This window comes from Frankia sp. CcI49 (assembly GCF_001983215.1).
In the GTDB taxonomy this organism is placed as follows: Bacteria; Actinomycetota; Actinomycetes; order Frankiales; family Frankiaceae; genus Parafrankia; species Parafrankia irregularis.
This window is the reverse complement of sequence record NZ_MOWP01000011.1, coordinates 1-12608: the sequence shown is the minus strand read 5'-3', so window position 1 is coordinate 12608 and position 12608 is coordinate 1. Positions and strand designations below refer to the sequence as shown.

At 68.2% G+C, this 12608-nt stretch carries 11 protein-coding genes; all 11 read left to right on the top strand.

Annotation, left to right across the window (positions count from 1 at the left end; genetic code table 11):
- The first annotated feature begins 175 nt into the window (after positions 1–175).
- Positions 176–1033 carry an SAM-dependent methyltransferase gene (locus CcI49_RS10550; protein ID WP_083749421.1) on the top strand — a complete coding sequence of 286 codons (858 nt, stop codon included), beginning with the start codon at positions 176–178 and terminating at the stop codon, positions 1031–1033.
- A gap of 253 nt (positions 1034–1286) precedes the next feature.
- Complete coding sequence (locus tag CcI49_RS10545; protein WP_054570954.1) at positions 1287–1724, top strand: Fur family transcriptional regulator; 438 nt, start codon at positions 1287–1289, stop codon at positions 1722–1724.
- 162 nt (positions 1725–1886) lie between these two features.
- A complete protein-coding gene (gene katG, locus CcI49_RS10540) occupies positions 1887–4127 on the top strand; it encodes a catalase/peroxidase HPI (RefSeq protein WP_076826048.1) in 2241 nt (746 codons plus the stop codon).
- Between the two features lie 721 nt (positions 4128–4848).
- Positions 4849–5790: a GNAT family protein gene (locus CcI49_RS10535; protein ID WP_131831057.1), complete on the top strand. Its 942-nt coding sequence runs from the start codon at positions 4849–4851 to the stop codon at positions 5788–5790.
- A gap of 195 nt (positions 5791–5985) precedes the next feature.
- Positions 5986–6402: a hypothetical protein gene (locus CcI49_RS10530; RefSeq protein ID WP_131831056.1), complete on the top strand. Its 417-nt coding sequence runs from the start codon at positions 5986–5988 to the stop codon at positions 6400–6402.
- A gap of 89 nt (positions 6403–6491) precedes the next feature.
- Positions 6492–7226: an ATP-binding cassette domain-containing protein gene (locus CcI49_RS10525; RefSeq protein WP_198955496.1), complete on the top strand. Its 735-nt coding sequence runs from the start codon at positions 6492–6494 to the stop codon at positions 7224–7226.
- On the top strand, positions 7226–8557 hold the full coding sequence (locus CcI49_RS10520; RefSeq protein WP_131831055.1) for a hypothetical protein: 1332 nt from the start codon (positions 7226–7228) through the stop codon (positions 8555–8557). Before CcI49_RS10525 ends, CcI49_RS10520 begins: the two co-directional genes overlap by 1 nt.
- Positions 8558–8650: 93 nt before the next feature.
- Positions 8651–9205 (top strand): hypothetical protein, encoded by a 555-nt coding sequence (locus CcI49_RS10515; RefSeq protein ID WP_131831054.1) that lies wholly within the window; start codon positions 8651–8653, stop codon positions 9203–9205.
- A 429-nt stretch (positions 9206–9634) separates the two neighbouring features.
- Positions 9635–10489, top strand: a complete 855-nt coding sequence (locus CcI49_RS10510) for an SAM-dependent methyltransferase (protein WP_054570947.1) — start codon at positions 9635–9637, stop codon at positions 10487–10489.
- Positions 10490–10839: 350 nt separating this feature from the next.
- Entirely contained in the window at positions 10840–11694 is an 855-nt protein-coding gene (locus CcI49_RS10505) for an SAM-dependent methyltransferase (RefSeq protein WP_076826041.1), read from the top strand.
- Positions 11695–11798: 104 nt separating this feature from the next.
- Positions 11799–12512: an SDR family oxidoreductase gene (locus CcI49_RS10500; protein WP_076826039.1), complete on the top strand. Its 714-nt coding sequence runs from the start codon at positions 11799–11801 to the stop codon at positions 12510–12512.
- The last annotated feature ends 96 nt before the right edge of the window (positions 12513–12608 follow it).

Here is a 12608-nt window from a genome sequence, read left to right as displayed (position 1 = left end):
CGGAACTCCATTTGCTCCCTTCTGACAAAACAGCGCCCACCCCATCAGCGGAACGGTAGGGTTCTACCCGCAACGTCGGCATTGTCCGCCGGCAGCGCCAGTGCCGCGTTCGGCAGATGTGACCCACCCGTACGCAGGCGCCGGAGGAATATTCGCGCCCACTACGGGGGAATTCGTGACCACTGAGGCCGAGCCCAACGACGGCGGCACTTCCGTCATCACCGCCGACGGAACGCCACTGGACGTCGACCTGAAAACCGATGTGCCGCACCCGGCCCGGGTCTACGACTACATCCTCGGCGGGACGGAGAATTTCCCGGCCGACCGCGCGGCAGCCGCAGAATTTTCCAGGCATTTGCCGAACCTGCCGACGTCCATGCGGGCGAACCGTAACTTCATGGCCCGGGTGGCGCACAACCTGGCGGCGGAGCACGGCATTCGGCAGTTCCTCGACATCGGTTCCGGGCTGCCGACCTCCCCGAACCTGCACGAGGTCGCCCAGCGGGTCGCGCCCGAGTCGCGGGTCGTCTACGTCGACCGCGACCCCATCGTTCTGCTGCACGCCCGGCCGCTGCTCACCAGCACTGCCGAGGGCAGCACCGCCTACCTCGACGCCGACCTGAGCCGGCCGCAGGAGATCCTGCAGTCCGCCCAGCTGCAGGAGACCCTTGACCTGAGCAAGCCGGTGGCGGTCAGCCTGCTGGCGGTCGTCCAGTTCATCCCGGATGACGCGATCGTGAAGAACGTCATCAGCGAGCTCCTGGCGCCGCTCGCCCCGGGCAGCGTCCTGGCGATCTCCACCGTGACGGCGGACTTCGCCCCCGAGGAGGTGGCGGACGGCACCGCCGCCTACCGGGCCAGCGGGATCCCGATGGTCTCGCGTGACCTGAAGGCCGTCGAGGCCTTCTTCGACGGCCTGGAGCTGCTCGACCCGGGCATCGTCCTCGTCCACCGCTGGCACCCCGACGCCGAGTCGGCCGCCATCGAGGACAGCCACGTCTACATGTACGGCGGCGTCGCCCGCAAGCCGTAGTCGCCCGCAAGCTGTAGTCGCCCGCAAGCTGTAGTCGGTCAACGCGGGCGAGCCGTGGTCGATCACCCAGCTTCGCCGAAGCCGCGGCCGGATCCCTTCCGGCCGCGGCTTTGTCGTTCCCGACCCAGCCCCGCCCGATCTCTCTCGACCCGGCCGCCCGCACCCGGCCCGGGAGTGCCGCCGCACCCCACCCTCAAAAAGATCTTGAACAGTTTTCTTGACTCGTTCAGGAAAAGGGCGCACCGTAGTGCGCATGACGACGTCCGCGGACTTCCAGCAGATGCTGAGGGGGGCCGCCCTGCGCGTCACCCGTCCGCGGGTGGCCGTGCTCGGCGCGGTCCACGCACATCCGCACGCTGACACCGATTCGATCATCGGGGCGGTGCGCGCGGAGCTCCCCGACGCCTCCCACCAGGCCGTCTACGACTCGCTGCGGGTACTCACGAACGCGGGCCTGGTGCGGCGCATCCAGCCGGCCGGCTCGGTGGCCCGGTACGAGTCGCGAGTCGGAGACAACCACCACCACGTCGTCTGCAGATCCTGCGGTGCCATCTCGGATGTCGACTGCGCCGTGGGCGAGGCACCGTGCCTCACCGCCTCCGACGACAACGGGTTCTCGATCGACGAGGCCGAGGTCGTCTACTGGGGCCGCTGCCCCGCCTGTTCCGGTTCCGACGCCGGAAGTTTCTGATCCCCCACTGCCCGATCCATCCGTCGCCGAGCACCCGAGCAGCTGAAGACCCGATCGCGTCGCGATCCACCACCGTTCCATCAGCCATCGATCAAACCGTCACTCTCAGTGTGCGATTCGTGACCCAGTTTGCCCTGATGAGATCCCTGCCCGGAGGGTTGCATGTCCGAGAACCAGGAAAAGGAAGTCTTTCCCACCAACACGGAAAGCAACGCGGCCGGAGGCTGCCCGGTGGCGCATGGCCGCGCCCCGCACCCCACCCAGGGGGGCGGCAACCGCGGCTGGTGGCCGCAGCAGCTCAACCTGAAGATCCTCGCCAAGAATCCGGCCGTGGCGAACCCGCTCAGCTCGGATTTCGACTACGCGGCCGCCTTCAACACCCTCGACCTCGCCGCCGTGAAGCGGGACATCGCCGAGGTGCTGACGACATCCCAGGAATGGTGGCCGGCGGACTTCGGGCACTACGGCCCGTTCATGGTCCGGATGGCCTGGCACAGCGCCGRCACCTACCGCATCAGTGACGGCCGTGGCGGTGCCGGGGCCGGCCAGCAGCGTTTCGCGCCGCTCAACAGCTGGCCGGACAACGGGAACCTGGACAAGGCCCGCCGCCTGCTCTGGCCGGTCAAGAAGAAGTACGGCCAGGCACTGTCCTGGGCCGACCTGATGATTCTCACCGGTAATGTCGCGCTGGAATCGATGGGCCTGCCCACGTTCGGTTTCGCCGGCGGCCGTCCCGACGTCTGGGAACCCGACGAGGACGTCTACTGGGGCCCGGAGCAGACCTGGCTCGGCGACGAGCGCTACACCGGTGACCGGGAGCTCGAGGAGCCGCTCGGCGCGGTGCAGATGGGGCTGATCTACGTCAACCCGGAAGGCCCGAACGGCAACCCGGACCCGCTCGCCGCGGCCCGCGACATCCGCGAGACGTTCCGCCGGATGGCGATGAACGATGTCGAGACGGTCGCGCTGATCGCCGGCGGGCACGCCTTCGGCAAGACGCACGGGGCAGCGAACCCGGACGAGTACGTCGGTCCGGAGCCCGAAGGCGCCCCGCTGGAGGAGCAGGGCCTCGGCTGGAAGAACAGCTTCGGCACCGGCAAGGGTGGCGACACGATCACCAGTGGTCTTGAGGGTATCTTCACCGACACCCCGACCACCTGGGACAACAGGTTCTTCGAGATCCTCTTCGGCTACGAGTGGGAGCTGACGAAGAGCCCGGCCGGGGCGAACCAGTGGAAGCCGAAGGACGGTGCCGGCGCCGGTACGGTCGCCGACGCGCACGATCCGTCCCGCCGGCATGCTCCCACGCTGCTGACGACGGACCTGGCGCTGCGTTTCGACCCGATCTACGAGCCGATCTCACGGCGCTTCCTGGAGCACCCCGAGGAGCTCACCGACGCCTTCGCCCGGGCCTGGTTCAAGCTGACCCACCGTGACATGGGCCCGATCCAGCGCTACCTCGGCCCGGAGGTCCCGGCCGAGCGGCTGATCTGGCAGGACCCGGTGCCCGCGGTGGACCACGAGCTGGTCGACGCGGCGGACGTCGCCAGCCTCAAGGCGCAGGTCCTCGCCTCGGGGCTGCCGGTGTCGCGGCTGGTCGCGGTGGCGTGGGCATCCGCGTCGACGTTCCGCGGCGGGGACAAGCGCGGCGGCGCGAACGGTGCCCGCATCCGGCTGGAGCCGCAGCGCGGCTGGGAGGTGAACGAGCCCGACGAACTGGCCACGGCGCTGCGCACGCTGACGGAGATCCAGGAGGGCTTCAACGCCGCCCAGACCGGCGGGAAGAAAGTCTCGCTGGCCGACCTGATCGTGCTGGCCGGCGCCGCCGCGGTCGAGGCCGCCGCCCGCGCCGCCGGTGTCGAGGTGGAGGTGCCGTTCACCCCGGGACGCACCGACGCGACCGAGGAGCAGACCGACGTCGAGTCGTTCGTCCCGCTCGAGCCGAAGGCGGACGGGTTCCGCAACTACCTGGGCAAGGCCAGCCGCCTGCCGGCGGAGTTCCTGCTCGTCGACCGGGCGAACCTGCTGACCCTGAGCGCGCCCGAGCTGACGGTGCTGGTCGGAGGCCTGCGGGTGCTCGGTGCGAACTACGGGCCGTCGCAGCTCGGCGTCCTCACCACCGCCCCCGGGTCACTGACGAACGACTTCTTCGTCAACCTCCTCGACCTGGGGACGACCTGGGCGCCGAAGGCGGACGAGGCCGGCCTGTACGAGGGCCGCGACGACGCCACCGGTGCGGTCCGCTGGACGGCCAGCCGCGTCGACCTGGTCTTCGGGTCGAACTCCGAGCTGCGTGCACTCGCGGAGGTCTACGCGAGCGACGACGCGAAGGAGAAGTTCGTGCACGACTTCGTCGCCGCCTGGGTCAAGGTGTCGAACCTCGACCGCTACGACCTGGTCTGATTCCACCGAGCCGGACCTGTTCCAGGAAGCGACGGCGGGGCGCCACCCGGGCAGGTGACGGGCGGCGCCCCCGCAGCCGACTGAGCGCCGGCCACGCCTCCACGTGGCCGGCGTTCCGTGCTTGGCGCTCGGTCCGGATTCCGCCGTCCCAAGCCCGGATTTCGCCTCAGGCCCGCGCACGTTCGGCGGAGCCGCCCCAGCCCGCGACGGACGGCTGGCAGGCGGGCAGCCTCGGATCATCAGGTGATATGCCTCACATGGCGCGCGGCCATCCCAGCCTCTCACTCACGCATTTCAACACGCTCTGTGTACGGAGCTCGCGGCATCGCGATTCGTCCCCCGACAGCGGGTCGACCCCCCAACGTGCATCACTCCCCTCGGTGCGGGGCCAGAGACGCTCGGTACACAGAATCCGCCCGTTACTCTTGGTAAGGAAATCGCTTCAGCCGCTCCGGCTCCCGCCTGACGTTCGGCGATTCCGCCCGCGCCGAAGCCTTGCTCGCCATAAATAGCCCGACTAGCATGCCGAAAGTCGGAGAACACAGATTTCACCGAAATCCATCGAGGCTGCTGGTGTCGCGCCGCGGGGCGATGCGAGAAAGAGGGACGCGGCTCGGCGGGCGTTTGTGGTGCGCAGACAACCGGTGCTGCCGAGGTCCGGCCGCTCCCTCACGTCGCCCTGGCTCGAGACATACCAAGGACAGGGCTGGAGTCCGGACATTTGACGAACGAAACCATATCGGCCCGAGGCGGCCCCGGAGCGCCCTCCCGGGAGGCGGTTGAGGCGGGTCTGGCGGATTTCCTGGCAGACCTCACCGGAGTCCCTCGGGAGCCCTTCTCCTTCGGCGCAAAATTGCACGAGGACCTGGCGGTTGATTCTCTGCAGTGGCTGGAGCTGGTGCACTGGCTGACCACAGCCGGTGTCCCTCGGGAGGCGCTCGACAAGAACCATCCGCAAACTTTCGGCGATCTCGTCGAGCTACTCGGGAGCATTCCAGAGGAATCGCCGAAGACAAAGAACGAAGGCGACGCCGGTGCCGACGCCGACGCGCCCGGGGCGTTGAATCCGCGCCCCATCCGACTCAGGACGCACAATATCGCCCTGGGCCCGGTGAATCCTGATTCGCATCACTTTCTCTACCAACTCRCCATCAGCGAGGAACTGGGTCACCGCTGGCGGTTCCGTGGTGCGGTCCCAACTTTCGAGGCGTTCCAGCACGGAATCCAGCAGGGCGTTCTCACGCAGTTCGTCGCATATCTGTGGCCGACACCCGAACCTATCGGCCATGTTGTCTGCTACAACTATGATCAACGGCGCAGGAGTGCATACATTGCGGCTGTCTTCACGCCCGAAGCCATAGCGCGGGGGCTTCCGATGGAGGCGGTCAACCTGTTCATCGACCACGTCTTCCAGGTTTACGGCCCGAGAAAGCTCTACGCGGAGCTTCCCGAATACAACTTCGCCCAGATCGCCAGCGGCCGCGGCAAGTGGTACGACGTCGAGGGCTGCCTCCGGGAGGCGATCTACTACGACGGGCGCTACTGGGACGAGTACATAATCGCGGTCTGGCCGAGCCGGCGAAGAGCGGCGTCGGGGCYGTTGACCTTCGGGCCGCGGATTTCGGGACAGGTCGACGCCGACCGCGGCTCGGATCGCCCCTGACACCCGCCGTGCCGGGGTGGCCGTCAGCTCCACCGAGCAGGCCATCTCCCAGGTGACCACCATGCCTCTTCGAGGCCGACGGATTCACGGATCCTCTTTGCGCCCCCAGAGACGTTCACCCATTCGAACCAGAGCGGCGACGCCGGGCCCGGGAACCAGAAAAACCGAACCAACGACGAAAGAGAGCTGGTCGAAATGAGAAGGTCCGCGGCCGTGGTCGCCGGTGTTCCCGTCGCCATCATGGGGATGGGACTACCGGCATATGCGTACGAGGGCACCTTCAGCTCGTACATCGATGACGCCGTGACCGGCTTCGAGTCACGCTGGTGGCAGGACAACAACTCGACCAACGACGACACGATCGTGACGTTCAAGGGCTGCCGGGTCAACAACAACAGCACCGGAGGCGCGGATGCCGGAATCGCGCTCCGCTGGGCGCGCCCCTATCTGCCGGACGGCGAGGGCAGCACCGTCGTGCTGAACTGCTACGACAGCGACAACTACCACTGGGCCGACCCCGCCGCCACAAACTACCGATTCAGGCTGAAGACCATCAACGGCTCGGATTCGGGTAGAATTCTCGACGTCGAGACTGTCGGCGTGAGCTGGTAGACATCGGAGCTGCTGGGTGCCGTGCCCCGCGGGGCACGGCACCCGCCCTCCCGCCCGCTCCGAAAAAATGGATGATGTTTGTGTTTCTCGTGTTTGACGAAATATCCTACTCGTATCGTGCTGGGCGGGATGTCTTTCGGAACCTGACCTGCGCCTTCCAGCCCGGGCGCACGGTACTACTGGGCCCGAACGGCGCGGGAAAATCCACCCTGCTCGCCGTCGGCGCGACGGTGCTGGCGCCACGCACCGGCCGTGTCACCTTCGACGGGCGTCCAATCCAACACGGGTCCGGGCGCCGGCAGTACCGACGCGAAATGGCCTGGATGCCGCAGCACGTCAGGCCCATGGCCGGTCTGACGATTCGTGAGCAGGTCGCCTACGTCGGCTGGCTCAAAGGCATGTCGAAGTCGGAGTCCTGGCGAGAGGCGAAGAACGCGCTCTCCCAGGTCGGCCTCGACCACCGGGAGAACGAACTGGCCAGGGCCCTGTCCGGCGGGCAGCTCAGACGGGTGGGTATCGCCCAGGCAGTGGTCCACCGAGCGAAGATCGTGCTCATGGACGAGCCGACGGCGGGTCTGGACCCCGCTCAGCGGCAGGTCTTCACTCAGCTCGTGTCGGATCTGGCCGAATCGGCCACGGTCGTGGTGTCGACCCATCAGACCGAGGATCTCCTCGAGAGTTTCGACAACGTCGTCGTCCTGGACCACGGTGAGGTGCGGTTCTCCGGCTCCGTGGCCGACTACCTCGCTCTGGCCGACAGCCCGGATGCCCCGGTAGGACGCCAGGCCGCCCTCGCGTACACCCATCTGGTCTCGGAAAGCTGATGGCCCGTCGACTTCGGCTCGGCTATGCGGTGCGTTCGCGCCTGAGCTCACGATGGACCTGGTACCTGAGATCCCATGCGGCGCTGAAAGCTCCCTTCTTCATCGTTCCGATGGTTCTCCTCTACGAGACCTCCGCCTTCGTGACGATGCAGCTCGGAGACGGGTACTGGGTAACCGGCTCCGCCAAGGCGTCCTATGCGCTTCCGTTCGTGGCGCCCGTGTGCGCGGCAGCCGCGGCCTGGGAGGCCGGTCGCCTCAGGAGGTCTGGCGCGCTTCGGCTGGCTCCCGCACGCAGTGTCTTCCATGTTCTGCTTCGGCTGGTCAGCCCCATCGCCGCGGCGGGGCTTCTCGGTCTGCTGCTTTCCTACCTCGCGGTCGGCTTCGAGCTCGACGCCGTGACCGGTCATCCCAGTCCTGTCATCGCCGCCGCCGCGGTCGCCGTGGTGACGGGGATGACCGCGGCCGGGCTGATCTTCGGGTGGTTCCTTCCAGGGGTCATCGCCGCGCCGGCGGTCGCTGTGCTCGGCTGGATCCTGATCACATACCCCGTGACGGTCAGTCCACCCTGGTTGCGCCACCTCAACGGGATGCCGGAGGACTGCTGCATGCTGGCCGCGCAGCCGTCGGCCGGCGTCTTCTTCGCCCCGGCCGCACTCGCGGCGGGGGCTGTCCTGGTCCTGATCCTGCTGGTGCGGGAGACCAGGCATCCACGCTGGATGCTGCTTCCCGGCCTGGCCGTGTCCGCGGTCGCGGTCACGGCCGCCTGCCTCACCGCCAGATCCATGGGGGATTCGCCCCAGAGCGAACGCGATCCCGGTGACCTGCGATGTGCCGGTTCCAGTCCGCTGGTGTGCGTCTGGCCGGAGCACGCGAACCTGCTCTCGGAGGCCGCCACGCAGGCTCAGGTTGTCCGCTCCCGCCTGCAGGCGATCGGCCTGGACGTCCCGGGGACCGCCTCCGAGGCATCCACCGCGGACTGGTTCTTCTACCTGCCCAGCGACGCGGACGCGGCCGAGGTCCGACTGGCGCTCGCTCGCGCGGTGGTTCCCCGTCCGCCGGAATGCGAGCCGGGTCGCCCACCCCGTCAGCTGCCGCCCTGGGAAAGCATGCGGACGGCATCGTCATCGCTCGCGGTGCCCTACCTGCAGGCGTGGCTGGCGCTCCAGGTGGGCGTTCCGGAGCAGTACGTCGCGAATGCCTACCCGGTGGACGTTCTGACATATCTCCACGAACGGACAGGAAACCCTATCTCCCACCAACGGGAAGAATACGAACGGACACTTGCACTCGTACGGAACTGCCGACCGCTCGGGGGCACCGATGGCACCTGACCCCACGAGGCGCGGACGCTCCGATCTCGGGGCCCGTTCAGTCACAACCGGCGGGTACGCGTGATCTGGTGGTGGCGGAACCGTGGTTACACGATGCACTTCTCCGTCGTGGTGGGCACGCTCGTCGCCGTACTCCTGGTGGGTGACGCGGCCTTTCCGGTCCCGAGCCTCCTCGGCGGTTCCAGCCTGCGGCTCCCCGTCATGCTCCTGCTCCCGCTGGCCCCGTCGAGCGTGGCCTCCTACTGCCTGTCCAGACGCGACGGCCTCGAGCTGACCGGTACACAGCCCACGCGGTGGCTCGACTGCGCGGTGATGGTGATGACCGCGGCCATCGGGATGCTGGCGGGAACCCTGCTCCAGGTGACGGGGCTCAATGACCAGGGGTTCGCCGCGGGCCGCAACATGGCCGGGTACATAGGTCTTTCGCTGGTCGGTGTGGCGATCGTCGGCGCCCAGGCCTCGTCCCTGTTCCCGGTTACCGTGGCGGTCGTCACCAGTTCGCTGGGCGCACAGGTCAACGGGCAGGCCAGGAGCTGGGCGTGGCCGGCAGCCGGCGCGGAGTCGCTGCTTGCGTTGGTGGTGGCCCTGGCGACCCTTGTCCTGGGCCTTCTCTGCGGCCTTGTCTGGGGCGGCCGGGCCGGTAGGTAAGCCGGTAGGCGGGGCCGACGGGATGACGCGGGCCGGGGTCGCGTGATGCCGGCCGCACAACGCCGGGCCGGCTGGTCGCCCTGTTGGTCGCCGGTAAGGCCGGCCCCACCGGGCTGCGCACTGCAGTGAACTTCCCGACGCCACCTACAGGACCAAAGACCCTGTCGCTCCTCGTCGAAATACCCCGGGGAACCGGCGCCGAGCCGCCTTGCCGCGTCCCACCCAACCCTCCGCACGCCCGCTACCTGGGAGAAGACCAAGGCGCGCGGGCGGATCGGGGCCTGCGCCGGCCTCTTCACAGGTATGTTCGCGTCAGCCAAAGTGGTCCGAATGTCCTACCCTGTCCGATTGCCGCGACGGGGTGGTGGGAAAGTGCTAGCAAGCAAACGCCACCGTCGAGGGCGGCTGATATCAGAGGTGGGGGTAGTCGTGACTGACCGCGACGATGCCGACTGGGGTGGTACCTCGCTGGCACCGGGGTGGACTCCGCCGAACGTCAACCTGAAGACCGACGTCCCCCACTCGGCGCGGGTCTACGACTACATCCTCGGCGGGAAGGACAACTTCCCGGCAGATCGGGCCGCGGCCGGAGATTTCACTCGGAGCATGCCCAACCTGCCGACATCCATGCGGGCGAACCGGAACTTCATGGCCCGGATGGCCCATGTTGTGGCCGCCGAGCACGGCATCCGGCAGTTCCTCGACATCGGCACCGGGCTCCCGACCGAGCCGAACCTGCACGAGGTCGTCCAGAAGGTCGCCCCCGACGCGCGGATCGTCTACGTCGACAACGACCCCATCGTCCTGGTGCACGCCCGGGCCCTGCTCACCAGCACCCGCGAAGGCCGCACCGCCTACCTCGACGCCGACTTCACCGATCCCCGGAGCATCCTGAAATCGGAGCAGCTAGCTTCGACCTTTGACCTCGACCAGCCCGTCGCGGTCAGCCTGATCGCGATCCTGCAGTTCGTCCCCGACGACGCGATCGTGCAGGACGTCATCGACCAGCTGATGGCTCCCCTTCCCGCGGGGAGCCTCCTGGCGCTTTCCACCGTCACGGCCGACTCCGCCCCCGAGGAGATAGCCGCCGGCGTCGCCGCATACGGCGCCAGTGGTATTCCGATGGCCGCGCGGGACAGGAGCACCGTCGAAGGCTTCTTCCGCGGCCTGGAAATCCTCGACCCGGGTGTCGTGCTCGTTCACCGCTGGCATCCCGACGCCGAGTCGGCCGCCCTCGCCGACAGCCAGGTCTACATGTACGGCGCGATCGCCCGCAAGCCGTGACCCAGCCCCTCCACGGCCGAGGGCTCTGCGGCTGAAGGCTCGGCCGCTGACGGCTCGGCCGCTGACGGCTCGGCGGCTGACCGCTTCACGGCTGACGGCTCGGCGATCTGTTTGACGCCACAATCATTTGACGCGTTGATATCGGTTTGAGTCCCGCCGTCCCCGTTCACGCGAGCAGATATGCGTGAACGGGGACGTTATCCCTGTTCATATCCCGGCAGGGCTCCGTTCCACTACGGTGACCCAAGATGTCCCACCCCATCCGACTGGACCTGGCCGGGTGATGGCAGAGTGGCTGGCGATAGGTCAACCGCCGTCCACGACGGGTGATATCGGAGACAGGGGTAGCCGTGACCGACCAGCACGACGTCAGCTGGGGTGGCAGCGCCGCGGCACCGGGCTGGACCCCGCCGAATGTCGACCTGAAAACGGACATCCCGCACTCGGCGCGGGTCTACGACTACATCCTCGGCGGCAAGGACAATTTCCCCGCCGACCGGGCCGCGGCCACAGGAATCGTCAAAAGCCTGCCGAACCTGCCCTCGTCCATGCGGGCTAACCGGCAGTTCCTGGCCCGGATGGCCCACGTTCTCGCCGCCGACTACGGAATTCGGCAGTTCCTCGACATCGGCACCGGGCTGCCGACCACTCCGAACCTGCACGAGGTCGTCCAGAAGGTCGCCCCCGAGTCACGGGTCCTCTACGTCGACAACGACCCGATCGTCCTGGTGCACGCCCGGGCCCTGCTCACCAGYACCCCCGAAGGCCGCACCGCCTACCTCGACGCCGACTTCGCCGAACCGCAGAACGTGCTGACGTCCGCGCAGTTCACCTCGACCTTCGACCTCAGCCAGCCGGTGGCGGTCAGCCTGCTCGCGATCGTGCAGTTCTTCCCCGACGACGACGTCGTGCGGGGCGTCATCGACCAGCTGATGGCCCCGCTGCCCGCGGGCAGCATCCTCGCCCTTTCCACCGTCACGGGGGACTACTCCCCCGAGGAGGTGGAGGCCGGCGTCGCCGCCTACCGGTCCAACGGCATCCCGAACATCGCGCGGGACCGGAAGGCCGTCGAAGGACTTTTCCGCGGACTGGAAATCCTGGACCCGGGTGTCGTCCTCGTCCACCGCTGGCATCCCGACACCGAGTCGGCCGCCCTCGCCGACACGCAGGTCTACATGTACGGCGCGATCGCTCGCAAGCCGTAGCCAAACCGCTCGACCGCCTCGCCGACCGGTTGAGCCGCCGACTCCAGTGCAGGTAAACAGTTGACTGGATCAGGGGCATGGCCGGACCGGATGGAGTGGGGCGCATGGGCGAGGTCGCGATCATCACGGGTGCCGCGGGCGGTATCGGGGAGGCCGTCGCCCGCCGGCTGGCCGCCTCGGGCGTGCACTGTGTGCTCGTCGACCGCAACCCGGCGGTTTCCGACGTCGCCGCGTCCATAGGCGGTGCGGCGGTGGTGGGAGACCTGACCGACCCCGACCTGTCGCTGCGGATGGTCGCCGCCGCCGGTGACCGGCTGGACCTGCTGGTGCTCAACGCCGGGCACAACTGTGTCGACAAGGACCCGGCCACCCTCGACCTGGACCGCTACCAGGCCGTGGTCGGCGTCAACCAGCATTCGGTGGTCTACGGGCTTCGCGGCGCGCTACCGGCGATGCGCGCCCGCGGCTGCGGTTCGATCGTCGTGACCGCCTCCCACGCGGCGCTGCGGGGCGTCGAGCAGGACCCCATCTACACGATGACCAAGCACGCGGTGATCGGCCTGGTCCGGGCGCTGTCCGGACCGCTGTCCCGGGAGAACATCCGGTTCGGCGCCGTCTGCCCCGGTCTTGTCGACACTCCGCTGACGGCCCCCGCGCGCGATCAGTTCCGCGCCGCGGGCGTCCCCATGCTCACCGCCGACGACGTGGCCGCCGCCGTCGTCGAGCTGCTGCGGACCGGTGAGCCGGGAACCGAGCTCGTCCTCACTCCCGGACGCCCGACGACCAGGTATGTGCCCACGCCACTGGACCTGGGCTGAGCCGTTACCGGCCGCTGATCCGTTACCGGCCGCTGATCCGTTACCGGCCGCTGATCCGTTACCGGCCGCTGATCCGTTACCGGCCGCTGATCCGTT